General features: G+C 60.6%; 17 protein-coding genes. 12 read left to right on the forward strand and 5 right to left on the reverse strand.

Going from position 1 to position 25386, the window contains the following annotated elements; genetic code table 11:
• Nucleotides 1-67: 67 nt before the first annotated feature.
• The 10 genes from DW233_RS00585 (at nucleotide 68) to larD (ending at nucleotide 15329) form a co-directional block, all read left to right on the forward strand.
• Entirely contained in the window at nucleotides 68-2842 is a 2775-nt protein-coding gene (locus DW233_RS00585) for a YhgE/Pip domain-containing protein (protein ID WP_233547886.1), read from the forward strand.
• On the forward strand, nucleotides 2843-5032 hold the full coding sequence (locus DW233_RS00590) for a YhgE/Pip domain-containing protein (RefSeq protein ID WP_118266177.1): 2190 nt from the start codon (nucleotides 2843-2845) through the stop codon (nucleotides 5030-5032). It begins immediately after the preceding gene.
• A gap of 200 nt (nucleotides 5033-5232) precedes the next feature.
• A complete protein-coding gene (locus DW233_RS00595; protein ID WP_118266178.1) occupies nucleotides 5233-6216 on the forward strand; it encodes a DMT family transporter in 984 nt (327 codons plus the stop codon).
• A gap of 116 nt (nucleotides 6217-6332) precedes the next feature.
• A complete protein-coding gene (locus DW233_RS00600) occupies nucleotides 6333-7631 on the forward strand; it encodes a M20 family metallopeptidase (protein WP_118266179.1) in 1299 nt (432 codons plus the stop codon).
• Nucleotides 7632-7754: 123 nt separating this feature from the next.
• Nucleotides 7755-7937 (forward strand): hypothetical protein, encoded by a 183-nt coding sequence (locus DW233_RS00605; RefSeq protein ID WP_118266180.1) that lies wholly within the window; start codon nucleotides 7755-7757, stop codon nucleotides 7935-7937.
• 10 nt (nucleotides 7938-7947) lie between these two features.
• Nucleotides 7948-8163 (forward strand): hypothetical protein, encoded by a 216-nt coding sequence (locus DW233_RS00610; RefSeq protein WP_199574551.1) that lies wholly within the window; start codon nucleotides 7948-7950, stop codon nucleotides 8161-8163.
• Between the two features lie 304 nt (nucleotides 8164-8467).
• Nucleotides 8468-9781 (forward strand): histidine--tRNA ligase, encoded by a 1314-nt coding sequence (hisS, locus tag DW233_RS00615; RefSeq protein WP_117640032.1) that lies wholly within the window; start codon nucleotides 8468-8470, stop codon nucleotides 9779-9781.
• 257 nt (nucleotides 9782-10038) lie between these two features.
• Nucleotides 10039-12852: a phosphoenolpyruvate carboxylase gene (locus tag DW233_RS00620; RefSeq protein ID WP_370448029.1), complete on the forward strand. Its 2814-nt coding sequence runs from the start codon at nucleotides 10039-10041 to the stop codon at nucleotides 12850-12852.
• Between the two features lie 418 nt (nucleotides 12853-13270).
• Complete coding sequence (gene larA / locus DW233_RS00625; RefSeq protein ID WP_164473274.1) at nucleotides 13271-14548, forward strand: nickel-dependent lactate racemase; 1278 nt, start codon at nucleotides 13271-13273, stop codon at nucleotides 14546-14548.
• Nucleotides 14549-14597: 49 nt separating this feature from the next.
• Entirely contained in the window at nucleotides 14598-15329 is a 732-nt protein-coding gene (gene larD / locus DW233_RS00630) for a D/L-lactic acid transporter LarD (protein ID WP_117765423.1), read from the forward strand.
• Between the two features lie 302 nt (nucleotides 15330-15631).
• Here the strand turns inward: larD and DW233_RS00635 are convergent, their stop codons facing one another.
• The 4 genes from DW233_RS00635 to serB all read right to left on the reverse strand — a co-directional run bounded on the left by DW233_RS00635 (nucleotide 15632) and on the right by serB (nucleotide 18634).
• Nucleotides 15632-16171: a TetR/AcrR family transcriptional regulator gene (locus DW233_RS00635; RefSeq protein ID WP_118266183.1), complete on the reverse strand. Its 540-nt coding sequence runs from the start codon at nucleotides 16169-16171 to the stop codon at nucleotides 15632-15634.
• 2 nt (nucleotides 16172-16173) lie between these two features.
• Nucleotides 16174-17091, reverse strand: a complete 918-nt coding sequence (locus DW233_RS00640) for a LarC family nickel insertion protein (protein ID WP_117842803.1) — start codon at nucleotides 17089-17091, stop codon at nucleotides 16174-16176.
• Between the two features lie 10 nt (nucleotides 17092-17101).
• Nucleotides 17102-17884, reverse strand: coding sequence for a nickel pincer cofactor biosynthesis protein LarB (gene larB / locus DW233_RS00645; protein ID WP_118266184.1), 783 nt, complete (start codon nucleotides 17882-17884; stop codon nucleotides 17102-17104).
• Nucleotides 17885-17998: 114 nt separating this feature from the next.
• Nucleotides 17999-18634, reverse strand: a complete 636-nt coding sequence (gene serB / locus DW233_RS00650; RefSeq protein WP_118266185.1) for a phosphoserine phosphatase SerB — start codon at nucleotides 18632-18634, stop codon at nucleotides 17999-18001.
• 256 nt (nucleotides 18635-18890) lie between these two features.
• Here serB and aspS point away from each other — a divergent pair, with 256 nt between their 5' ends.
• Nucleotides 18891-20678 carry an aspartate--tRNA ligase gene (gene aspS / locus DW233_RS00655; protein WP_117862452.1) on the forward strand — a complete coding sequence of 596 codons (1788 nt, stop codon included), beginning with the start codon at nucleotides 18891-18893 and terminating at the stop codon, nucleotides 20676-20678.
• Between the two features lie 305 nt (nucleotides 20679-20983).
• Here the strand turns inward: aspS and DW233_RS00660 are convergent, their stop codons facing one another.
• The gene (locus tag DW233_RS00660; protein WP_117736199.1) at nucleotides 20984-22000 is read right to left on the reverse strand and encodes a LacI family DNA-binding transcriptional regulator; all 1017 of its coding nucleotides are present in this window, start codon (nucleotides 21998-22000) and stop codon (nucleotides 20984-20986) included.
• A gap of 376 nt (nucleotides 22001-22376) precedes the next feature.
• On the opposite strand from DW233_RS00660, the gene DW233_RS00665 reads away from it, so the two are divergent.
• Nucleotides 22377-25385, forward strand: a complete 3009-nt coding sequence (locus DW233_RS00665; RefSeq protein ID WP_118266186.1) for a glycoside hydrolase family 2 TIM barrel-domain containing protein — start codon at nucleotides 22377-22379, stop codon at nucleotides 25383-25385.
• Nucleotide 25386 lies beyond the last annotated feature (1 nt).

The raw sequence follows: 25386 nt of genomic DNA on the forward strand, positions 1-25386 counted from the left end.
AAAGCGCCTACGTACAATGGTTGTCGATAGTACGATTCGATTCAACGACAGGATGGATGGTCCAAGCGTGAGTCTCGGCAGCAAACTATCCAACGCAAAGGTCTCCTTTGCGATATTTAAGCGCGACATTAAGCGACTGCTTATGAACCCCGTCGCCCTGGTGGTTACCCTGGGCGTGTGCGTCATTCCCTCGCTGTATGCCTGGTACAACATCGTTGCTAACTGGGATCCGTACGGAAATACCCAGGGCATTAAAATCGCCATCGCCAACAACGATCAGGGCACCCAGAACGACCTAGTGGGCGAGCTTAACGCAGGCGATAAGGTGGTCGACCAGCTCAAGGAGAACGAGCAGCTGGGCTGGACCTTCGTCGACTCGGCGGCAGATGCCAAAGAGGGCGTCGAAAGTGGCGAATACTATGCTGCCATCGTGATTCCCAAGAACTTCTCCGACAATCTCGTCTCGATGCTCGACGGCAATTACCATCAGCCGAAGCTCACCTATTACGTCAACGAGAAAAAGAGCGCCATTGCGCCCAAGGTCACCGATACCGGTGCCAACACCATCGAGGAGCAGATCAACTCTGAGTTTGTCTCCACGGTGGGCGAGACCGTCGCGGGCATTGCCAAAGATGCTGGCATCGATCTTAAAGACAAGGCAACCCAGACCCAGGATTCGCTGGCGGGCTCGGTGTCCGAGGCGTCTGATACCCTGGGCGAAGTGCGTGATTCCATCGGCGACATGAACACCGCCATCGACAAGACGAGTAGCTCGATTGCTTCGGCCGATGCTGCGTTGGCGGGCCTGCAGGGACAGGCGCCTTCGCTAACGCAGGCAATCGCTCAGGGTAATGATCTGCTGGGCGAAGCTCGTACCACGGCTGGCAAGTCCATCACCTCGCTCTCCAAGGCGCTCTCGGAAGGCAGCCTTGCGCTAACCAAGACATCGGCCTCCGCGAACGCTGCCATCGGCAAGCTGACGGGCACGGTCACATCTACGACCACCCGCATCGACAACTCGCTCGAGTCTCTCCAGGCAACGATCGATCACAACACCGCAGTTATCGGCCACCTGCAGATTCTTGCCGGCGATACCTCGACGGGATCGGATCGGATCGACGCACTGATCGCCTCGACGATCGATACGCTCAAGAAGCAGAACGACCAGCTGCAGAGTATCAAGAACAGTCTGTCCGCGCAGTCGAGCGCCATGGCAAATGACGCCACGGCCGTCTCGAACGCGAGCAACGCACTCAACGCGGCAATTCAGACCGGTACGGCTAACCTCGGTCAGGCTCAGACCGATCTGGGTCAGAACGCACTTCCGAAGGCTTCGAGCGCGCTTGACTCCTTTGCCGCCGTTTCGGGCGATTTGACCGGCATTGTATCGGGTATGACCCCCACGATAGCGAGCGCGCGCGGCACGCTGGCGCAGCTCGACGCCACGCTCAAGCAGGCAAAGACCACGCTGTCCCAAACCGACGCCTCCCTTGCCAAGGTTCAGGACAAGCTCGCGACCGCCGCCAATGACATTGCGGCGCTGCAGACCTCTGAGTCTATGGGCGAGTTAGCCGACCTCATGGACGTCGACGTCAATGACGTGGCAGATTTCATGGCATCTCCGGTTGAGCTGATGTCCAAGTCAATCTATCCGGTCAAGAGCTTTGGCTCGGGCATCGCGCCCTTCTACACCAATCTGGCGCTGTGGGTAGGCGGCTATGTGCTCATCGCTATCTATAAACTCGAGGTCGACCGCGAGGGCATCGGTAGCTTTACGGCGCGTCAGGGCTACTTTGGCCGCTGGCTGCTGCTGGTGATCCTGGGTGCGTTGCAGGCCATCATCGTTACGGTGGGAGATCTGGTCATTGGCGTTCAGTGCGTCAACCCGCTGCTCTTTGTACTGGGCGGCATCGCTATTTCGTTCACCTACGTCAACATCATCTATGCGCTGTCCACCACGTTTAAGCATATCGGTAAAGCCATTGGCGTCATCCTCGTCATTGTGCAGATCCCCGGCTCGTCGGGCATGTATCCCATCGAGATGATGCCCGGCTTCTTCCAATGGCTGCATCCGCTGCTGCCCTTCACCTATGGCATCAACCTGCTGCGCGAGACCGTCGGTGGCATGTATTCGTTCAACTACCTGTTCAACCTGTGCATCCTGGGCGTGTTCCTTGCCATCGCACTCTTTATTGGCTTGCAGCTGCGTCCGCTGCTGCTCAACCTCAACCTGCTCTTTGACAAGCAGCTTTCCACGACGGGCCTCATGATCTGCGAGTCCAACGACCTGCCGCGCCAGCGCTATTCGCTGCGCACGGCCATGCGCGTCATGCTCGATTCGGATTCGTACCGTCGCGAGCTGCTCGATCATGCCGTGGCGTTTGAGCATCGCTACCCGTACTACATCAAGGGCGGTTTTGCCGCCGTGGTAGGCGTGCAGGTTCTGCTCTTTGTGCTTTCGACGGTGCTCGATATCGACAATAACGGCAAGATCATCCTGCTCGTTATCTGGATCATTTCGGTTATCGCCATCTGCGGCTGGCTCATCAACATCGAATACATCCGTGCGAGCCTCAATACCCAGATGCGTATCTCGGCGCTTTCGGACGAGGACCTTCGCCGCGAGATGCGCGAGCACACGGCTGCCATCCCTGCCGCCCGTCGCATGTTTGGTCTCAACGCCAGCGAGCGTGGCGCCAAGGGAGGCGAACAGCCTACGAGCCGTCTGTCGCATATCGGTGCGCATCGTAAGGCTCAAGATGCCGACGGCGCTGACAACGTAAACGGAAACGACGGGGACACCACCTCGCTTGGCAAGCACTCTAAAGGAGGTGAGGCATAAATGAAAAACATCCTGCACCTGTTTAAGCGCGATGTCCAAAACGTGTCTCGCTCCGTGATCGGCATGGTCGTCGTGATGGGCCTGATCATCGTGCCATGTCTCTATGCATGGTTTAACATCGCCGGAAGCTGGGATCCCTACGGCAATACCGGCAACCTTAAGATTGCAGTGGTCAACACCGATGAGGGTTACGAGAGCGATCTGATTCCCGTCGAGGTCAACGTGGGCGAAAACGTAACCGCCACCCTGCGCGGCAACGAGAACTTCGACTGGGTCGTCCTCAACGACCGCGATAAGGCGATTGAGGGCGTTAAGTCGGGCGCGTACTACGCTGCCGTCGTTATCCCTAAAACGTTTAGCGCCGACATGATGACGCTTTTCTCGACCGAGGTGAAGCACGCCGATATCGAGTTCTATGAGAACCAGAAGGCCAACGCCATCGCACAGATCGTGACTGAAAAGGGTTCGAGCGCCGTCCAGAGTCAGGTCAACGAGACCTTTACCAAGACCATCACGACCATCGGCCTTAAGACCGTGTCCAGCCTGCTCGACTATATGAGTACCGACCAGGTGAGCAACTTTATCGCCAATCTGTCCTCGACGCTGGGCGATTCGGTCGAGGACCTGCAGGACGTTCAGACGAGTGCGACGTCGCTCGCGGGCATTTTGAGCTCCACGTCCGATTCACTGACATCGGCGGGCGGCATGCTCAAGCAGACGGGCACCGTTGATGAGTCGACGAAGCAGCTGATGGAGCACGCCAAGAGCGGCATCAATGATTCCAAGGAAGCGCTCAAGGCCGCCAACGATGCCGTTGACGCGGCGATTGACGGAAGCGCGGGCTCGTTCGACAACGTGTCCGCCGAGCTTGCGAAGGCATTCGATGCCGCGAATCAGCATGTTTACCTTACGGTGTCTCAGCTCAACGAAGCCGCAGCGGCGCTCAATACGCGTGCTGACGATATCGATGCGATGGCCGATCAGCTCCGCAACCTTGCCGACCAGGTGAGTGATGACAAGCTCAAAGACGGTCTCGAGTCCGCTGCGACGTCGCTGGGCAGAATTGCCGTGGAGTACCGCAACAATGCGAAGGACCTGACGGCGACCGCAAAGTCCCTTTCGGACGGCATGGCGGAGGTCAACAACTCGCGTGCCGAGGTCGACCAGGCCATCGCCGATGCCAAGGCGGGTATCTCGGGAGCCAAGTCCGACTACGATTCCACGTTCTCGGTTAAGGCCAAGGAGCTCAAGAAGACCATTTCGGGCGTTCTGGATTCCCTGAACGGTATCTCGGGTGACTTGGATAGCGCCGTGAGCGGTCTGACCGACGCCTCTGGCTCGCTCGCAAAGGGCCTCTCCAAGGCTGCGACGCTGGTCAACAAGGCTTCTGATCAGTTGGGCAAGGCGTCGGACAAGATCAGCGCTTTTAAGGACGAGCTTGATAGCGCTCTGATGTCGGGTGACCTGGCCATGATTAAGACAATGATTGGCAACGACCCCGAGGGCCTCGCCGTGTCGCTTTCTGGCCCCGTTGCGCTCGATCGCAAGCCGGTCTATCCGATCCGCAACTACGGTTCGGCCATGGCGCCGTTCTACACGATTTTGTCGCTGTGGGTGGGCTCGATTGTTCTGGCGGCCATGATGAAGGTCTCGGTTGACGATGAGCTCATCAACGAGCTCATCCCCGTGCGCCTGCACGAAATCTACCTGGGCCGTTACCTGTTCTTTGGCGGTCTGGCTCTGCTGCAGGCAACGCTCGTGTGCGCGGGCGACATCCTGTTCTTTGGCATCCAGTGCGACAACCCGCTGCAGTTTGTGCTGGCGGGCTGGGTTGCGAGTCTCGTGTTCTCCAATATCGTCTACACGCTTACGGTGTCGTTTGGCGATATCGGCAAGGCCCTGGCCGTTGTGCTGCTGGTCATGCAGGTCGGCGGTTCGGGCGGCACGTTCCCCATCGAGATGACCGGCCCCGTGTTCCAGGCGATCTACCCGTTCCTGCCGTTTACCCACGGCATCAACGCCATGCATGCCGCCATGGCCGGCGCCTACCATATGGAGTACTGGATTGAGTTGGGCATTCTGGCGAGCTATCTGATTCCGTCGCTGGCCCTGGGTGTGGTCTTCCGCCGCCCGGTCATCAAAGCCAACGACTGGATTATCGAAAAGCTGGAGTCAACCAAATTGATTTAGCGCGACAATGTGGCGTTGACGGAACATCGAGGCCTTCCGGCTCGACGCTTTAGTTGAGTGAATTGCATGAGCTGCTTGGTTGTTGCTACAGTAGCGGGGCGTGCCGGGGGTCCGGCGCGTCCCGTTTTTATTTGACCATGAGGCGGCACGCAGCCATACGCGTGCGGACACCACGCCCAGATTGAGTGCGAGGATGTTCCATGGCCCAATACGCTGCCAACGAAATCGAAAACATGCCCGATAGCCCTGTAGCCCGTGAGGATTTGGGCGCGGGTGGTATTCCCCGGGGTGCCGGCGCACGCTCGCCGTTGTTCTGGAAAGTTCTACTGCTTTCGGTGGCGATTATCTGGGGCTACTCCTTTACCACTATGAAGGACGCACTCGACACCATTCCGGTGTTCGAGCTGGTCTATGTTCGCTTTCTCCCGGCATCACTGGTTATGTTTGCAATTTTCCATAAGCGCATCATCGCTCATTTCAATGCCCGCAACCTGATCGTCGGGCTTGGCATGGGCGCGCTCATGTGGGGTGCCTACGGTTTGCAGACGATCGGCCTGGCACAGACCACGGCGGGCAAGAGCGCTTTTTTGACCGGCACGTATTGCATCCTTGTGCCGTTTGCAAGCTATGTCCTGAGCGGTGAAAAGCTTACCCGGTATAACCTGGGTGCAGCGTTGTTGTGCCTGGCGGGTATTGGCCTGGTAGCGCTCGATAGCGTCGAGTTCAATGCCGGCGATGTTATTACCTTGGGCGGCGCGATCTTCTTCGCCATCCAGATGGCGGTGACTGCCAAGTACGGTCGCAAGATGGACATCAACGTCATCACGTTTTGGATGTTTGTGGGCAATGGCGTTTTGAGTTTAATCACGTCGCTGCTATTCGAGACTCAGGCACCCCTCTCTGCATGGACGCCGGAGTTTATCGGTGTGGCTGTTTTCCTCTCGGTGGGCTGCACATGCGCGGCGCTGCTCGTCCAAAACGTCGGTTTGGCGCATGTCCCCGCCCCGACGGGCTCACTGCTTCTTTCGATGGAGTCGCCTTCGGGCGTGTTGTTTTCGGTGCTGCTGATGGGGGAGGCGCTCACCTCGCGCCTGCTCGCCGGCTTCGTGCTTATCTTCCTGTCGATTATCTTGAGCGAGACTCACTTCGATTTTTTGCGCAAAAAGCCGCGCCCGCAATTGTAAACAACTTGTTGCGCCGCCCTCTCGGGGCGGCATTTTTTATGCCTCGCCCTTAAAGTAGTACCTTGCACTTTACGCTATCAAAGTGCTTGCTGCAAAAACGATACTGGAGGGCATCTATGGCACCAGCTTTGTCCGATCTTCAACCGCAATCAGCGCCCAAGGCCACCGCCGCGGCGCAGACCGCTATCGGTGACGGTCTTGTTGCAGAAGCTCAGGCTTTTGCAGACGAGCTCGCTGCGTGGCGACACGATCTCCACCAGATGCCCGAGCTGGGTAATAGCCTTCCACAGACCTCTGCGTATATCCAAGCGCGCCTGACCGAGATGGACATCCCGTTTGCCACGCTCGTCGACGGCTCCTGTGTTGTGGGCCTCATCGGTGCCGGTGCGGCCGTGGCGGCCCAGGGCAACGGTACGTGCACGGACGATCAGGCCGGCACGGTCATCATGCTGCGCGGTGACATGGATGCTCTTCCCGTCGCGGAAGAGTCGGGCGAGTCTTTTGCCTCTGTCAACGGCTGCATGCATGCTTGCGGTCACGATATGCACGCGACGGCGCTGCTTGGTGCGGCTCGTATGCTCAAAGCGCGCGAGACTGAGCTTGTTGATGCCAACGCCACGGTTAAGCTGCTGTTCCAGCCGGGCGAGGAAACCTTTGAGGGTGCCCGCGCCGCCATCGCCGACGGTCTGCTGCAGAACCCGCGCCCTCAGGTCGCCTTTGCCATGCATGTCAATAGCCAGTCGCCGCTTGGCCTGGTGCTTTACGGCAGTCCGGCGCTCTCGGGCGTGTACGGTTTCCGCATCACGCTGCAGGGCAAGGGCGGTCATGGCTCGAGCCCCGAGATCTGCATCGACCCCATTACGGCGGGTGTGCACGTGCATCTGGCACTTCAGGAGCTTATCGCTCGCGAAGTGCCGGCGGCCAAGGAGGTCGCGCTTACCGTTGGCAAGTTCGCCGGCGGTCAGGCCGCAAATGTCATTCCTGATACTTGTGTGCTCGAGGGAACGCTGCGTGGCTTCGATGTCGAGCTCATGGAGCACCTCAAGGCCCGCATCGCGGAGGTCGTCAATGGCGTCGCGGCAACGTATCGCACGCCGGCGACCATCGAGACGCTCTCGGATGTTCCGCCGCTCGTACTCGATGACGATATGACTCAGGCATCGCTGGGCTATGTGAGTGCGACATTGCCCAAGGCAGCTTTCCTGCCGTTGTTCCACGCCATGGCGAGCGAGGACTTCGCGTTGATCTCGAGCGAGATCCCGAGTGCGTACTTTACCGTGGGCGCCGCTGTAACCGATACGGATGAGCATTTTGCCCAGCACCATCCCAAGGCACGCTTTAACGATGCCGAGCTGCCGCTCGGTGCCGCGGCCTATACCGCCGTCGCTTTGGGCTATATCGCCGACCACCGGTAGCACCCAACCTTGCCTTTCAAGCCTGCGGGCATGGCCGTAAGGCCTATGCCCTTGTCTTTCAAGGCAATCTTGGGCACTACCGGCGCCCGGCGCCGGCTATTCGTTTGTTAAATAAGGAGCAGTATGTCCCAGCAGCGTAAGTTCTTCCCCGGCTGGCTCGTGGTGGCCTCTGGCTTCGTGATCGTGGCCACGTGCTACACGATTTTCGTCAACTGCATGAGCCTGTTCCAGCCGTTGATCGTCAGCGACTTGGGCATTTCCCTTGCGCAGTACAACATCTCCAACGCCCACGATCGCTGCGTCTAAGCAGTTTGGCATGGCCGACCTGGGTAAGGTCACGGGCACCATTACCTCGCTCGAGATGGCCGGTGGCACCGTGGGCGCCATCGTCTCGGGCGTGCTGTTCGATGCCACGGGCTCCTTTGCGAGCACCTGGATTGTATGCCTGGCGTGCTCCGTGGTCATGCTCGTGTTCCTGCTGGCATCCGAGCCCATTGCCGCCAAGCTGCGCGCGAGCGCGGCGGGAGAGTAAGGGCGCTGCCGCGTTTGCCGGCTCACCCTGATCTGCCCGCGGCGGTCTTGGGAGCCGAATGGATGCTCGTACCATCATTCGGTTTCCAAGGTCGCCGCAGGTCAAAGGACGGTCCGCTTTCCTTCGTCCCCAGCAGATCATGTGACCCGAAGGGGTCGGAGGAAAGCGGATCAGCTGTCGCGGCGGTGCATCTGGCCGAACGAGTCCCCATACCCTCGTTCGGTCAGATGCACCGCCGCGGTTTGAGTTTGTGCCGTATAATGACCACTACCTATGACGCGATACAAAAGAAAGGTGTTTGCCCATGCAGGCACAGAAGGCGGAGGGAACCCGCGACCTTATCGGCGCCGAGATGCGCGCCTGGCAAAAGATGCAGCAGATTGCGGCCGGCGTGTTCGAGCCGTTTGGTTTTAAACCCATCGAGACGCCCGCGATCGAGCAGGTGGACGTGTTTGTCCACGGTATCGGCCAGTCGACCGACGTCGTGCGCAAGGAAATGTTCCGTGTGTTCAGCGGTGCCAACCTGGAGCGCGTCTTTACCGAGGGCACCGACACCAAACTCAAGCCCAAGCAGCGCCTAGCACTTCGCCCCGAGGGCACGGCCGGCGTGGTGCGCGCCGTCGTCGAGAACAATCTGGTGCCCCAGGGCTCCACGCCGTTTAAGGCGTACTACGCCGAGGCCATGTTCCGCGGCGAGCGTCCCCAGAAGGGCCGCCTGCGCCAGTTCCACCAGGTGGGCATCGAGTGGCTCGGCGCTCCCGATCCGGCGGCAGATGCCGAGTGCATCATCATGCTCATGGAGTTCTACAAGCGCCTGGGCTTCGATCTTTCCAAGCTTCGTCTGCTCATCAACTCGATGGGTGACGCCCAGTGCCGTCCGGCTTATCGCGAGCAGGTTAAGCAGTTCATCCTCGATCACGCCGACGAGATGTGCGATGAGTGCCGCGAGCGCGCCGAGCTCAACCCGCTGCGTGCCTTCGACTGCAAGAACGACCACTGCCGCGAGATCATGGCCGAGGCTCCGCTGATGGGTGACAACCTGTGCGATGAGTGCCGCGAGCACTACGAGCAGGTCAAGCGCTATCTGGATGCCGCCGGTATCGAGTATGTCGAGGATCCCACCTTGGTGCGCGGCCTGGACTACTACACCCGTACTGTCTTTGAGGTCGAGGCCCCTGGCGCCGGCGTCGGCTCCATCGGCGGCGGCGGCCGCTACGATGGCCTGGTCGAGCTCGAGGGTGGCAAGCCCACGGCGGGCGTCGGCTTTGCTGTCGGTTTTGAGCGCGCCCTGCTGGCCCTGCAGGCCTTTGGCAGCGATTTGGGTGCCGATGAGGCCCCGTGCGTCTATGTCGCCAACGCCGGCAAGGAGCTGCGTCAGAACGTCTTTGCCATTACGCAGGAGCTTCGCGCCGCAGGGATTGTGACCGAGGCCGACTATCAGGGTCGTTCGCTCAAGGCCCAGTTTAAGCAAGCCGATAAGGTAGGCGCCAAGCTCATCTTGGTCCTGGGTGGCGACGAGCTTGCCGCCGGCAAGGTCAAAGTGCGCGACATGCAGAGCCATGACGAGGTGCTCGCCGATCTGGACAACGTCGTCGAGGCGGTTCGCGAGCGCCTGTAGCGCATCTTTTTGAGCTTCGGGCCTGCTAACGTGCCCTGCTCATGGAGAGCGATTGTTACGGGGGTGTTTCGCTTTTATGCGGAATGCCTCCGTTTACGTATGCCGCCCACCGAGAAATACGACCATTTAGGGCAAAAACCTTTGCAATGCAGAAAATACTTTTGTGTGGTAAAGCGCAATCAGTGTCGAAAGTATTTCTCAAGCGCCTATAATGAATACCGCATGTTACGTGCATAGAAGGAGGAATGGGAGGAAACGTGGCTGAGAACCTAAGCAACCAGTCTGTACCCGAAGCCGCGGCGCGCGTCGCTGCCGTGGTCAACCGCCTCGTTAACCGAATCGGCTCGAATGCCGAGTCCAGGGAGCGTCTCGCCGAGATCGAGATCCCCGAGGAGCTGCGCGACAATCTGGCGCTGTTCTTGCGCCTGGAGCGCCGTGTGCTTAGCGAGTATGATCCCGAGATCGCGGACCTGTTCGACAAGATTTTGACAGCCGAGATTGTGGTCAATGCCGGCAACCCCGGTACCTGCGCTGCCGACGAAGCCGTCGACGAGCAGGGCGTGCCCACCGCCGACGAGCCCACTGCCGTGGCATTTCGTGAGGTCGTCGATTTGATCGACAGCCTGCCGCTCGATAAGCAGCAGGTCATTGTCCGCGCCTTTACGAGCTTTTTCCATCTGGCAAACCTGTCGGAGGAGAACTACCGTGTGGCGCAGCTGCGCGAGCGCGAGGCCGGTGCGTCGACCGATACCGAGGTCGATCCTGCCAACGAGCTTACCGTTGCCTATCACCAGCTGGTGAATGAGCTGGGTGTCGAGGGTGCCAACGAGCTGCTCGACAAGCTCGAGTTCCACCCTGTCTTTACCGCACATCCCACCGAGGCCCGTCGTAAGGCCGTCGAGGGCAAGATCCGCCGTATCTCCAACCTGCTGGAGGAGCGTCCGCGTCTGGGCGGCTCCGACCTGGTGGAGAACGAGCGCCATATGCTGCAGGAGATCGACGCCCTGGTGCGTACGAGCCCCATCGCGCTCAAGAAGCCCACGCCGGTCGAGGAAGCCGATACCATCATCGACATCTTCGATAACACGCTGTTCGACGTTATCCCCGTTATCTATCGTCGTTTTGACGATTGGGTGCTGGGCGACAAGGCCGGTACTGTGCCGCCGCTGTGCCCGGCGTTCTTCCATCCCGGCAGCTGGATCGGTTCCGACCGCGACGGTAACCCCAACGTCACCGCCAAGGTGAGCCGTGAGGTCGCCGCCAAGTACTTTACGCACATGGTGCTCAAGCTCGAGGACAAGTGCCGCCACATCGGCCGCAACCTCACGCTCGAGGCTACCTACAGCAAGCCGTCGGCCGAGCTCATTAACCTGTGGAACCATCAGGTCGAGATGAGCCCTCGGTACACGGCCCGCGCCGAGCTGATCTCCGAGCACGAGCCGCATCGCGCCGTCATGCTCGTCATGGCCGACCGTCTGAACGCCACCGTGCGCCGTATCACCGACACCATGTACCACAGCGCCGACGAGTTCCTGGATGACCTGCGCGTCGTCCAGCGTTCGCTGGCCGCCTGCGGTGCCGTCCGTGCCGCCTACGGCCCGGTCCAGACCATCATCTGGCAAGTCGAGTCCTTCGGCTTCCATATGGTCGAGATGGAGTTCCGTCAGCACTCCGTGGTGCATGCCCGCGCCCTCAAGGATATCCACGAGAACGGTATCCATGGCGACCTGCAGCCCATGACGCGCGAAGTCATCGATACCTTCCGTGCCATCGGCTCCATCCAAAAGCGCTACGGCAAGAAGATGGCGCACCGCTACATCATCTCGTTTACCAAGAGCGCCCAGCATGTGGCTGACGTCTTCGAGCTGGCCCACCTGTCCTTCGCACACGAGGAAGATGTCCCCGAGCTCGACGTGATCCCGCTATTCGAGCAGCTCGAGGACCTCGAGGGCTGCGTCGACGTGCTCGACCAGATGCTTACGCTGCCCGTGGTGCAGAAGCGTCTTGCCCAGACCAACCGCCGCATGGAGGTTATGCTGGGCTATTCCGACTCCTCCAAGGACGCCGGTCCTACCACGGCCATGCTCGCGCTGCATTCCGCGCAGGAGCGCATTGCCAAGTGGGCCGAGAAGAACGATATCGACCTGGTGCTCATGCACGGTCGCGGCGGTGCCGTTGGCCGTGGCGGCGGCCCGGCCAACAAGGCCGTGCTGGCGCAGCCCAAGGGTTCGGTCAACTGCTTCTTTAAGCTCACCGAGCAGGGCGAGGTCATCTTTGCCCGTTACGGCAACCGCACGCTGGCTCAGCGCCATGTTGAGTCCGTTGCCGCCGCAACGCTTTTGCAGTCGGCCCCGAGTGTCGAGAAGACCAACACAGAGACCACGCAGAAGTTCTGGGGTATGGCCGAGAAGCTTAACGCTGCAAGCCACGAGCGCTATCTGGACCTGCTGAACACCGAGGACTTTACACCGTGGTTCTCGACCGTGACGCCGCTGACCGAAGTCGGTCTGCTGCCGATCGGCTCGCGTCCCGCTAAGCGCGGCCTGGGCGCCAAGTCGCTCGACGACCTGCGTACCATTCCGTGGATCTTCAGCTGGAGCCAGGCACGCATTAACCTGGCCGCTTGGTACGGCCTGGGCACCGCCTGCGAGCAGCTTGGTGACCTTGACCAGCTCAAGGCTGCCTACCAGGAGTGGCCGTTCTTCCGCACGTTCATCGACAACATCGAGATGTCGATTGCTAAGACCGATCAGCGCATTGCCAAGATGTATCTACACCTGGGCGATCGCCAGGATTTGTCCGAGAAGGTCTTCACCGAGATGCAGCTCACGCGTAAGTGGGTCCTTGCCATCGTCGGTGACGAGTGGCCGCTGCAGCGTCGTCGCGTGCTCGGCTGCGCCGTTCGCGTGCGTAACCCCTATGTCGACGCCCTGTCCATCGCCCAGGTCCGCGCCCTTCGTGAGGTGCGTATGAACCAGGACGAGATGGCCGAGGAGAAGAAGGCCGAGTACATGAGCCTGATTCTTTCGACTGTGACTGGCGTCTCGGCAGGATTGCAGAACACAGGGTAATCGATAGCCCTGTAGTCGTCCGGGCCCGCCATAGGTTTACTTTTAGGCACGTCCTCGGACATGCAAGAAGCCCTCGCTGCGCACTTCGTGCGGCGAGGGCTTCTTGCGTCCTGCGGAGTGTGCCTAAAAGTAAACCTATGGCGGGCCCTACGATGTCCGGTCTTCGGCGGATTACTGCTGAGGAAAAGATAGCGCGCTTCGCGCGTTTTGGATGGGGTCTATCCTGGTGGCGCATTTGGCGCTTCTCGCCTTATGACTGTTGCGGCCGCGGTCCCGTTTGGGATCGCGGCCGTTTTGTTGTGGGTCAAATATGAACGTTGTGTTAACGACTCGGTGGACGGTGGTGTTTTTCGGTGAGCGGCGTATCCTTCCAACGGTTTATCTAGTGTGTCAGTTGAAAGGAAGAGGGCGCTCGTCATTGTTTGAATGTGAACTACCGTTTGACCATAAGACGTTGCATCTAGAGCTCGAGGATAAGAACTTCGCGGGTGTGATGGAAGGCCATCAAAACGAGTTTAAGACTACAAAATCGCAGGAAGAGCTGGTAGAGGAGTCGCTTGCCAACCCTTATGGCTCACCTTCGCTCGAGGAGCTTTGTGCTGGCAAGAAGGATATCGTCATCATTAGCTCCGACCATACGCGCCCCGTTCCCTCGCGTGTGACGATGCCTATTCTGCTGCATCACATCCACTCCGCTGCGCCTGAGGCGCGCGTTCGCATTCTGGTTGCTACGGGTATGCACCGTCCGTCGACGCACGAGGAGCTCGTCAACAAGTATGGCGAGGAGATCGTTGCCAACGAGGAAATCGTTATGCACGTCGCGACTGACGACAGCATGATGAAAAAGATCGGCACCCTGCCTTCTGGTGGCGAGTGCATCATCAACAAGATTGCTGCCGATTGCGATCTGCTGCTTGCCGAGGGCTTCATTGAGCCGCACTTCTTTGCCGGTTTCTCTGGCAGCCGCAAGTCCGTCCTGCCTGGCATCGCCAGCTACAAGACCATCATGTACAACCACAACGGCCAGTTTGTGAACGATTCCCATTCGCGCGCCGGCAACCTGTGCCACAACCACGTGAGCGAGGACATGTTTGCCGCCGCTGAGATGGCCCACCTTGCCTTTGTGCTCAACGTGGTGCTCAACGGCAAGCACGAGGTCATTGGCTCCTTTGCCGGCGACATCCACAAGGCGCACGAGGCTGGCTGCGAGTTCGTGAAGAGCCTTGCCGGCGTTGAGCCCGTCGAGTGCGAGATCGCCATCACCACCAACGGCGGCTACCCGCTCGACCAGAATATCTACCAGGCCGTGAAGGGCATGTGCGCTGCCGAGGCCACGCTTCCCGAGGGTGGCGTGATTATCGATGTCGCTGGTTGTGCCGACGGTCACGGCGGCGAGGGCTTCTATCACAACATCGCCGACAACGACCCGGCGGAGTTTGAGCGCGCCTGCATCGATCGTCCCAAGGACGAGACCCTGCCCGACCAGTGGACGAGCCAGATTTTCGCTCGCATCCTGGCACATCACCCCGTGATCATGGTTACCGACCTGTGCGATCACCAGATGCTCAAGGATATGCACATGACGCCGGTCAACACCCTCGAGGAGGCGCTCAAGCTCGCCTTTGAGATGAAGGGTGCCGACGCCAAGGTCGCCGTCATCCCCGATGGCCTGGGTGTTGTCGTCGCACAGCACTAGTGCGCGGCTTAAACGAATCGTTTGTAACCGATAAGAAAGATAAGGTTTTATGCTTACCAAACTCCTCTGCGAATTCGGCGCGACGGCCCTCATGATCGTCTTTGGCGTGGGCGTGCACTGCGATACCGTGCTCAAAGGCACCAAGTATCAGGGCTCCGGTCACATGTTTGCCATCACCACTTGGTCTTTTGGCATCTCGGTCTGCCTGTTTGTCTTTGGCGGCGCCGTGTGCATGAACCCGGCTATGGTGCTTGCCCAGTGCATCGTCGGCTTGGTGCCGTGGGGCAACTGCATCCCCTTTATGCTTGCCGATATGCTCGGCGGCTTTGTGGGTGCCGTAATCGCTTGGTTTATGTATGCCGATGAGTTCAAGGCTTCCGAGGGCGTCGTCGACCCCATTGCCCAGCGCAACATTTTCTCGACCAACCCCACCACCGAGGGTACCAACTATGCCCGTAACTTCTTCTGCGAGGCTATCTGCACCTTTGTGTTCATCAGCGCCATCCTTGCTGCCGCTAGCCGCGCCGGCGAGAACGTTCTGATGCTCGCCATCTGCGTCGGTCTGATTGTTTGGGCTGTTGGCATGGGCATGGGCGGCATCACCGGCTTCGCCATGAACCAGGCACGTGACCTTGGTCCTCGCATGGCCTATCAGGTGCTGCCGATTAAGAACAAGGCTGACAACAACTGGAAGTATGGCCTGCTTGTTCCTGGCATCGCGCCGTTTGTCGGTGCTATCGTGGCCGCGCTGTTTGTGCATGGTTTCTTGGGCATGTTCTAGTCCAAGGCTACATAGTTGTCCGCTGGCCGCATGGGGTAACTTCCCAGCGCGTCCTCGGACATGAAAGAACCCCCGCTGCGCACTTCGTGCGGCGGGGGTTCTTTCGTCCTGCGGAATGCGCTGGGAAGTTACCCCATGCGGCCAGCTGCGGGATCTTAGTCGCGTTGGAACAAGCAACCCAACATATATATCTGAATATGGATGGGAGGGGCGCTTTGTTTTTGGGTGCCCTTACAAGAAAACGTGACTTGGGGAAGGGATGGGCGCTTTGTTGGGATGGCGCTTTGGGATGGGAGCCTTACTTAGCTGAAGAGGGGCTGTATGGCTGATAGGTAGTCTTTGGCTACTTCGGCCTTATCTGCTTGGAAGTTGTGCCAGGCCCACCATTGGACCATTCCTACGAAGCTTGAGGCTATGTGGTGTAGTAGGAAGCTTCGGTCCATGGTGGCGGCGGGGCCGTTTGGGTCGGTAGGGACGGTTTCGGCTGCCCGTGACATGATGGTCTTGCGTAAGCAGTCGGCGAAGACGCGTGAGCCGGCGCCGGCTACGAGGGCTCGTACACCCTGGCGGCGCTCCCAGAGGTTGTTGAGGATATGCTCGACCTGCACGAGTGGGTCGTCGAGCGGTGTGCCATCGTCGTCGAGGGCGTGGGTGCAGATGTCGCTCACGAGTTCGGACAGTAGGTCATCTTTGCTTTTGAAGAGGCCGTAGAACGTGGCCCGACCCACATGGGCGCGAGCGATAATGTCGCCGACGGTGATCTTGCCGTAGTCCTCTTCGCGCAGCAGCTCGGAGAACGCCGCAACGATGGCAGCGCGGCTTTTTGCCTTGCGGGCATCCATGGCTATGCGTCCGCGTGAACGAGCAGGCAGCGGAGCGTACCGGAGCAGCCCTCGTAGGGGCGCTTACCGGCGCCGTAGCCGACGGCCTCGATGCGGTAGCGGGCCGGCAGGTGCTCGGACGTGCGCAGCGCGGCGATGATGGCGGCACCCGTGGGCGTGACGAGCTCGCCGGCGACCGGTGCGGGCGTGAGGGCGATATTGCCCGCCTGGCACAGGTTGACGACAGCGGGGACGGGAATGGGCATGAGACCGTGGGCACAACGGATGGTACCGTGACCCTCGGAGAGCGACTCGACCACGATGTCCTCAATACCCAGGGCATCGAGGCAGATGGCGACAGAGCAGACGTCGACGATGGAATCGACGGCGCCCACCTCGTGGAACATGACGGTCTCGGGCGTTTTGCCGTGGGCCTTGGCCTCGGCGGCGGCGAGCGCGGTAAAGATGGCGAGCGCGCGACGCTTGGCGCCATCGCTTAGCTGCGAGCCATCTATGATGGCGGTGACGTCCGCCAAAGAACGGTGGTGATGGTGGTGGGCGTGATGGTGACCCTCGTGGCCATGACCGTGGCCCTCATGGTCATGCTCGTGGCAGTGCTCGTGTTCGTGCTCGCCATGATCATGATGGTGGTGCTCATGCTCGTGCGTGTGCTCGGCAGCTGCTTCGTTGCCGTAGAGCCAGGCCATATCGTGATCGTGGTTCTCGAGCTCCTCTGCAAGCTGGACGTCGAAATCGCAGGCGTTGATGCCATGCTTGCTTACGCGTGTGACGGCGATCGTAAAGCCGTCGACCGGCAGCGTGGCGAGCTGCTCGCGCAGGTGCTCCTCGCTGGCGCCTAGGTCGAGCAGGGCCGCGACGGTCATATCGCCGCTGATGCCCGAGGTGCCGTCGATGATAAGCGTGTGCTGATGATTGGACATGGAATGCTCCTTAACGGGCGCAGGGCGTGCCGGCGCTCAGATGATTGATAAGACTTGCCTGGTAGGCGGCACCAAAGCCGTTGTCGATGTTGACGACCGAAACGCCGCTGGCACAGGAGTTGAGCATGGCGAGCAGCGCGGCTACGCCACCAAAGCTCGCGCCGTAACCCACGCTGGTGGGAACGGCGATGACCGGACAGCTCACCAGGCCGCCGATAACGCTCGCCAACGCGCCCTCCATGCCGGCAATGGCGATGACCACCTGTGCCTGGGCAAGTTCCTCGGCATGCGCAAGCAGACGGTGCAGGCCGGCGACACCCACGTCGTAGAGGCGGTCGACCTCGTTGCCATAGAACTCGGCCGTCAACGCGGCTTCTTCGGCGACGGGCAGGTCGCTCGTGCCGGCGCAGGCGACGACGATGCGTTCGTTGCCGGTAGGGGAGGGCTTGCCGCCCACGAGGGCGAGCTGTGCGTCCGGGACATATCCCAGGTCGATGCCGTTGCCAAGAAGTTCAGCGGTGCGCGCGGCTTTTTCGGCATCCAGGCGCGTGACCAGGATGCGCTCCTGGCCGGCATCGCGCAGTGCTTCGATAATGGCGGCAATCTGATCGGCGGTTTTACCGGCCCCGTAGACAACCTCGCCGGCCCCCTGGCGCACCCCGCGCGAAAGATCGAGCTGCGCAAAGCCCAAATCGGCGGTCGGAGCCGTCTGGATGCGCGTGAGGGCGTCGGCAGGGGTGACTGCTCCGCCGGCAACATCGCTCAGCAATTGCTCAAGATCTCGCTTATCCATATATGTTCCCTTCGACGGCGCAAAGTCTAGCACTCAAAGGGTATATTTCCGAACACTAAGACAAAATTGTTCGGAAACTATAGGACAGACTGATCCAATTGTTGGACGGATCGACTAGTCGCGCAGGATGATGTCCATGGCGAGCATCAGGTTGCGCTCGTCGATGGTAAACGGGGCGGCCTCGCGCGTCTTGGGCTTGGCGCAAAATGCGATGCCCGTGCCTGCGGCCTGGATCATGGGGATGTCGTTGGCGCCGTCGCCGATCGCGACGGTATGGGCCATATCGACGCCGCACTCAACTGCCCAGTCCAGCAGCTGGATGAGCTTGGACTCCTTGGTCACGATGTCTGCCGCCAGCTTACCCGTGAGCTTGCCGTCCACGACCTCCAGGCGGTTAGCCAGGCAAAAATCGATGCCCGCGGCGGTCACGATCTTATCGGCGACCTCGTGAAAGCCGCCGCTTACCACGCCGACCTTCCAGCCCTTGCTGTGCGCCGAGCGCACAAGCTCCAGCGCGCCGGGGGTAAACGTCACACGCTCAAAGGTGCGCTCGAACACGCTCTCGTCCAGGCCGGCGAGCAGCCCCACGCGCTCCTCGAGTGCCTGCTTAAAGTCAAGCTCGCCGCGCATGGCGCGCTCAGTGATCTGTGCCACCTGCTCGCCTACGCCGGCCTCCTCGCCCAACAGGTCGATGACCTCCTGGTTGATGAGGGTGGAGTCGATATCCATAACGATGAGGTGTGCGGTCATGACGGGCCTTTCCGAGTGCAGTTGTATTGGGGCACATTGTCGCACGTGACGAGCGCGGGCGGGTGCCGCGGCGCGTCAATTGTTTCGTCTCCGTCAAGTCTTTGGGCAGGAGCTACTTTTCCGCGGCACATCGACACAGGTGCGATAAGATAGAACGCCATGTCTGGCTGCGCGGTTTACGCAGGCCGGGCAAATCTGTACGACGCCGCCCGGAACGACACGGGGCGGCACAGATCCATAAAGGAGGATCACTGGTATGAGCCAGACCCGTCCCATCGACGAGCATTCCATGCACACCCGTACCTGCGGCGAGCTTCGCAGCGAGAACGTGGGCGAAGAGGTCACCCTCACCGGTTGGGTGAGCCGTCGCCGCGACCACGGCGGCCTTATCTTCTGCGACCTTCGCGACCGCGAGGGTATCACGCAGCTCACCTTCGACCCCGAGCACTCCGACGGCGACGCCTTTAAGATCGCCGAGACCATGCGTCCCGAGTGGCCCATCAAGATCCACGGCGTCGTGCGCGCCCGTGGCGAGGAGACCACCAACACCAAGCTCGCGACCGGCGAGATCGAGGTCCTGACCGACCACGCCGAGGTGCTCAACACGTCCGTCACCCCGCCGTTCCAGATCGAGGACGGCATCGAGACCAGCGAGGACACCCGCCTGCGTTATCGCTATCTGGACCTCCGTCGTCCCGAGATGATGGCCAACCTCAAGCTGCGCTCCGACTTTACCTTTGCCATTCGCGAGGCGCTGCACAACCGTGAGTTCATGGAGGTCGAGACGCCCTCCCTGTTCAAGTCCACGCCCGAGGGCGCCCGCGACTTCATCGTCCCCAGCCGCATCCAGCCGGGCAACTTCTACGCTCTGCCGCAGTCCCCGCAGCTCCTGAAGCAGCTGCTTATGGTCGGTGGCGTCGAGCGCTACTACCAGGTCGCCAAGTGCTTCCGCGACGAGGACTTGCGTGCCGACCGTCAGCCCGAGTTCACCCAGGTCGATATCGAGATGTCCTTCGTGGACCAGAACGACGTCATGAGCGCGCTCGAAGAGGTCCTGGCCGACGCCTTCGGCCGCATGGGTGTCGAGATGCCCACGCCGCTGCGCCGCATGGACTATTGGGAGGCCATGGACACCTATGGCTCCGACAAGCCCGATACTCGCTACGGCATGCACCTGGTTGACCTGACCGACATCTTTGCCAACTCCAAGTTCAAGGTCTTTGCGACTGCTGCAAACGAGGAGGGCTCTGTCGTCAAGGCCATCAACGCCAAGGGTGCCGGTGTCTGGGCTCGCGCCAAGATCGACAAGCTCGCCGGCGTGGCCTCCACGTTTGGCGCCAAGGGCCTTGCCTGGATCGCCTTCCGCGAGGACGGCTCCATCAACAGCCCCATCGTCAAGTTCTTCTCGGACGAGGAGATGGCTGCCCTGCGCGAGCGCATGGACGTCGAGCCCGGCGACCTTGTGATGTTCGCCGCCGGCCCGCGCCTGCTCTCCGACGAGATCCTGGGCGGCATGCGTTCCCACATGGCCAATGCGCTCGAGGTCAAGCGCGAGGGCCACGACTTCCTGTGGGTCGTCAACTTCCCGCTGTTCCACTGGGACGAGGATCGCAAGGCCTATGCTGCCGAGCACCAGCCCTTCACCCTGCCGACCGAGACCGACATCGCCAAGATCGAGGCCGACCCGCTGGCAGCCGGTTCCTGCACCTACGACTTTGTCATGGACGGCTTTGAGGCCGGCGGCGGCGGTATGCGTATCCACAACGCCGAAATGCAGATGTCCATGCTCAAGCTCCTAGGCTTTACCGAGGAGCGCGCCGAGTCGCAGTTCGGCTTCCTCATGGAGGCTCTCAAGTTTGGTGCGCCCCCGATGGGCGGCTTCGCCCTGGGCCTGGACCGCGTGTGCATGCTGCTCACCGGTTCCGACTCCATCCGCGACGTCATGGCGTTCCCCAAGACGGCCAGCGGCTCCGACCTCATGTCGGGCGCCCCGAGTGCCGTTAGCGGCGCCCAGCTCAAGGACGTCAGCCTGCGCCTGATGTAGGCAAGCGGCTACATATTGCCCGTAACGAGGGAAGGACACGTGCCTTCCCTCGTTTTTTATACGCCGAGATTGTGGGGGCATGGGATGACCGGGCGTTGCGGAAAGTACGTCCCGGAATCTGCGTCCAGAACGGGTCGCGCTTTCCCAAAGGGGGTCCTCTGGGAAAGCGCGACCCAGAATTCGGCAAAATAATGGGACACAGTTTCCGCTTGAGCGGTCTAACGGAAACTGTGCCCCAGAATGAGCGCTCAAAACGGGGCAGGCTTTCCGCAACAACTGTCTGGCGAAAAGCCCGGCCCAGTTTCCTACAGCGAGTCTCTCTGAACGAGCTGCATGTGCATCACGGAGGTGGTGGGCTCGGCGCCCTTGATCATGTCGAGCGCAATGTTGGCGGCCATGTGGCCTTCTTCGCGCAGGGGCTGGCGGACGGTCGTGAGTGCGGGGACGCAGCGCGCCGCAATCTCGTGATCGTCGAAGCCGACGACAGAAACGTCCGCCGGAACGGATAGGCCTGCCTCGTTGAGTGCGGTGATGACGCCAGCCGCGATACGGTCCGATCCGCAGAGCACGCCATCGAAAGCAATCTCGCGCGCGAGGATCTGGTGCATGGCCTGATAGCCGTCTCCGCTGTTCCAGCCGGTATAGATAACGTTTGCGCCTGGGAGGTCTTCGCCCAGGACGGTGCGGTAGCCGCGCAGGCGGTCGACAACAGCGGGGTTGTCTTGCGGTCCCAACACGGCGACGATATCTTTGCGCCCGCGCTCTTTCATAGCGAGTGCCGCAAAGCGTCCACCCTCTTCGTCGTCAGAGTAGACTGTCGAGAACACATCGCGATAGGGGTGGCCCTCGAGCTGGCCGCACAACACGGTGGGTACGCCCAGCTCGCGCAGCACCTCGAGCAGCTCGCTGCCCTTGTAGGGGGAGACATCGATCACGGCGTCGAACGAGCGGCGCTCAAAGTGCTCGCGTGCGCGGTTGCGCTCATGCGTAGAAGACGCCTGCAAGATAACGGGCAGATAGGACGACTCCGACAGTTCCTCGGTAATGCCGCTCAAAAATTCGCTATAGGTGGGGTCGCTGAAGAGCTCACTCAGGGGCTCGGTCACGAGCACGGCGATGATTTCCGTGCGCCCGACAGCGAGCGCTCGGCCGCGAGCGTTGGGGACAAAATTGACTTTCTTGGCCGCCGCACGGACGCGCTTTTTGGTTTCCTCGCTAATGCGGGGCGAATCGTTGAGGGCGCGCGATGCCGTGGAGCGCGACACGCCGGCAGCTGCGGCAACCTCGGCAAGCGTAGGTGCGGTGCGAACTGGCTGGGTCATGGCGTCTCCTGGAAAATGCGGTCGATGTTGTCACTGATACGGGCTGGTGCGGATACAGCTTACTATAGTGCACCTGAACAGCGTTCATGATATCCGGTGACAGGTGTCGTTTTGCAACCAAGCCGCAATCGAATACGTCTCGTGTGGGTGAGATATCAGCGGGCGTGGCGGTTGCCTACGAGCTTAAGAACGATGTTTTGCGTTGAGTTTCGATATTCAGGGTGACATAAGTGTCGCGGTTGTACAACCGGTTGCACCGTTAATCCGGCCAAATCGACCGTTCAGCGGACAACCGGTTGCACAGTTTTTTGCATCGCCCGTAAGATAAGGACAACCGGTTGCACAAGAATCACTACGATGACGAAGGAGCATCACCATGGACGCCATTAACGATTGGGAAAACCAAGCGCTCACCCACAGGAACCGCCTGGCACCCCATGCGTACTTTATGGGTTATGAGACCGCCGATCTCGCCGCTACGTACAGCCGCGAGCTGTCGCGCGGGTTTGTCCAGCTGTCTGGCTCGTGGCAGTTCCGCCTCTTTGAGGGGCCTGCTGCCGTCTCCAACGAGGAGCTCTCCACGTACAAGTCCGAGTGGGATCACGTGGAGGTCCCGCACCTGTGGCAGGTAGATGGCTATGGCAACCTTGCCTATACCGACGAGGGTTTCCCGTTTCCGGTGGATCAGCCGTTCGTTCCCTCCGACGACCCCACGGGCGTCTACCAGCGCATCGTCAACCTTCCCGCCGTTCCTGCCGGCGCCCGCGAGATCATTCGCTTCGACGGCATCGAGAGCTATGGCGAGCTGTACGTCAACGGCCAGTTTATCGGCATGACCAAGGGCTCGCGTCTGTCCGCCGAGTTCGACGTGACCGACGCGCTCGTCGAGGGCGACAACCTGTTTGCGGTCAAGGTCCTGCAGTACAGCGATGGCAGCTATATCGAGGATCAGGACATGTGGTGGGCTTCGGGCATCTTCCGCGATGTGTACCTTATGCAGCGTCCCGCCGCGCACCTGGTCGACTTTAGGTTCCGCACGCACCGCGAGGGCGATGCCGCTCTGATCACGCTCGATACGGTGGCCGAGGGCGCTACCCGCGTCGTGTTTACGCTCAGCGATGGCGAGAACGTGGTCGCTACGGGCGAGTGCGTCGACGGCCATGCCGAGTGCAGCGTTGCCGATGCCCACTTCTGGAACCCCGAGGACCCCTTCCTCTATGACCTTACGTTTGAGGTCTACGACGGTGACGAGGTCAGCGAGTACGTTCCGCATCGCCAGGGCCTTGCCGAGGTGACGGTCGAGGGCAATCATATCTACCTCAACGGCACCTACTTTAAGATGCATGGCGTCAACCGCCACGATCACGACGATCACAAGGGCCGCGCCGTGGGCCTCGATCGCATGCGCCGTGACCTGGAGCTCATGAAGCGACACAACATCAACGCGGTGCGCACCTCTCACTATGCCAATGACCCGCGCTTCTACGAGCTGTGCGATGAGTATGGCATCATGCTGGTCGCCGAGACCGATATGGAGAGTCACGGCTTCGAGAATATCGGCAATATCGCCCTGGTCACCGACGACCCGGCATGGGAGCCGGCCTACGTCGACCGCATTGAGCGCCTGGTGATGCAGGAGCGCAACCACGCCTGCATCATTATGTGGTCGATGGGCAACGAGAGCGGCTATGGCTGCAACATCCGCGCGATGTACGCCAAGGCTCACGAGCTCGATGATCGTCCGGTCCATTACGAGGAGGACCGCAACGCCGATACCGTCGACGTCATTTCCACGATGTACTCCCGTGTGTCGCAGATGAACGACTTTGGTGAGCATCCGTTCCCCAAGCCGCGCATCAACTGCGAGTACGGCCACTCCATGGGCAATGGCCCCGGAGGCCTGTCCGAGTACCAGGAGGTCTTCGATCGCTGGGATTGCATCCAAGGCCAGTTTATCTGGGAATGGTGCGACCACGGTTTGGCTGCTGTGACCGAGGACGGCGTTGCTTACGATATGTATGGTGGCGACAACGGCGATTACCCCAACAACAGCAACTTCTGCATCGATGGCATGGTGTTCCCTTGGCAGCAGCCGAGCCCGGGCCTCACTGAGTATGGCCAGGTCATCTGCCCGGTTCGCATGGCTTATGACACCGAGGCGGGCGAGCTGACCGTCACGAACAAGCGCTGGTTTACTACCCTCGAGGATGTCTGCCTGTCGGCGGAGACCCTGGTAGACGGCGATGTAGTGTGCCGCAAGACGCTTATGCCCGGCGCGGTGGCTCCCGGCGAATCCGTCCAGCTGCCACTGGTGATTCGCGAGGCCGCGGTAGGCGAGACCCTGCTGACCGTGTGCGCCTACACCATGGCGGCTCACGCCTGGTGCGAGCCGATGTTCCAGCTGGGCGCAAGCCAGTTTGCCATCGCAAACCATCCGGCGCCGGCCATCGCCGCCCCCGCTCGTCCTGAGCTTACGGTCGAGGAGACCGAGCAGGAGATCCGCATTCACTCCCTCAACGGCGAGCTGACCTTCAGCAAAGTCAACGGTACCGTGAGCGAGTGGAAGGCATCCGGCCGCGACGTAATGGCCTCTGGTCCCCAGGTTGGTTTTTGGCATCCGCTCGTCGACAACCACGCTCAGGAGTATGACTCCCTGTGGAAGGACAACTTCATCGATGTGATGCAGACGTCTACCCGCAAGGTTTCTTGGAAGCAGGACGGCAATGCGGTCGTCGTTACCGTGAGCCAGCGTATCGCTCCTCCCGTCCGCGCGTTCGGCATGCGCGTCGAGCTCGTCTACACCGTGCTTCCGAGCGGTCGCGTCGACCTCAAGGTTTCCGGCGAGCCCTACGGCGATTACTCGGATATCATCCCGCGCATCGGCATCTCCTTCGAGGTCCCCGGTTGCAATCGTGCCGTCGAGTGGTATGGCCACGGCCCGGGCGAGAACTATCCGGACTCGCTGCGCGCCAACCCGGTCGGTCATTACCACACTACGGTCGACGACATGTTCACGCCCTACGTTATGCCTCAGGACTGCGCCAACCGTGAGGGTACCCGCTGGGTTGCCCTGCGCTCCAGTCACGGTGACGGCGTGTTGGTGACTCGTCCGGCTGATGCCGCCTCCAACCCGTTCTCGTTCTCGGCATGGCCCTATAGCTGCGAGGCAATCGATAACGCCAAGCACGTCTACGACCTTGTCAAGGGCGATACGGTCACGGTCAACATCAACGACCAGCTGCTCGGCCTTGGCTCGAACTCTTGGGGTTCCGAGGTGCTCGATTCCTATCGCACCCGTTTTGAGAGCTTCAGCTTTGAGGTGTCCCTGCGACCGCTGACGTCTGCCGACCTTGCTCAGGCGCTGGCACCCATTAAGGAGGCATAAG

The organism is Collinsella sp. AM20-15AC (genome assembly GCF_003471405.1).
Classification (GTDB): Bacteria; Actinomycetota; Coriobacteriia; order Coriobacteriales; family Coriobacteriaceae; genus Collinsella.

Excerpts from the sequence above, each read along its gene's own strand:
- larD (WP_117765423.1), top strand. The coding sequence starts at position 14,598 with ATGCTTACCAAACTCCTCTGCGAATTCGGCGCGACGGCCCTCATGATC.
- DW233_RS00605 (WP_118266180.1), top strand. The coding sequence starts at position 7,755 with ATGTCCCAGCAGCGTAAGTTCTTCCCCGGCTGGCTCGTGGTGGCCTCT.
- serB (WP_118266185.1), bottom strand. The coding sequence starts at position 18,634 with ATGACCGCACACCTCATCGTTATGGATATCGACTCCACCCTCATCAAC.
- DW233_RS00640 (WP_117842803.1), bottom strand. The coding sequence starts at position 17,091 with ATGTCCAATCATCAGCACACGCTTATCATCGACGGCACCTCGGGCATC.
- aspS (WP_117862452.1), top strand. The coding sequence starts at position 18,891 with ATGAGCCAGACCCGTCCCATCGACGAGCATTCCATGCACACCCGTACC.
- DW233_RS00600 (WP_118266179.1), top strand. The coding sequence starts at position 6,333 with ATGGCACCAGCTTTGTCCGATCTTCAACCGCAATCAGCGCCCAAGGCC.
- larB (WP_118266184.1), bottom strand. The coding sequence starts at position 17,884 with ATGGATAAGCGAGATCTTGAGCAATTGCTGAGCGATGTTGCCGGCGGA.
- DW233_RS00590 (WP_118266177.1), top strand. The coding sequence starts at position 2,843 with ATGAAAAACATCCTGCACCTGTTTAAGCGCGATGTCCAAAACGTGTCT.
- DW233_RS00660 (WP_117736199.1), bottom strand. The coding sequence starts at position 22,000 with ATGACCCAGCCAGTTCGCACCGCACCTACGCTTGCCGAGGTTGCCGCA.
- DW233_RS00595 (WP_118266178.1), top strand. The coding sequence starts at position 5,233 with ATGGCCCAATACGCTGCCAACGAAATCGAAAACATGCCCGATAGCCCT.
- DW233_RS00665 (WP_118266186.1), top strand. The coding sequence starts at position 22,377 with ATGGACGCCATTAACGATTGGGAAAACCAAGCGCTCACCCACAGGAAC.
- hisS (WP_117640032.1), top strand. The coding sequence starts at position 8,468 with ATGCAGGCACAGAAGGCGGAGGGAACCCGCGACCTTATCGGCGCCGAG.
- DW233_RS00635 (WP_118266183.1), bottom strand. The coding sequence starts at position 16,171 with ATGGATGCCCGCAAGGCAAAAAGCCGCGCTGCCATCGTTGCGGCGTTC.
- DW233_RS00610 (WP_199574551.1), top strand. The coding sequence starts at position 7,948 with ATGGCCGACCTGGGTAAGGTCACGGGCACCATTACCTCGCTCGAGATG.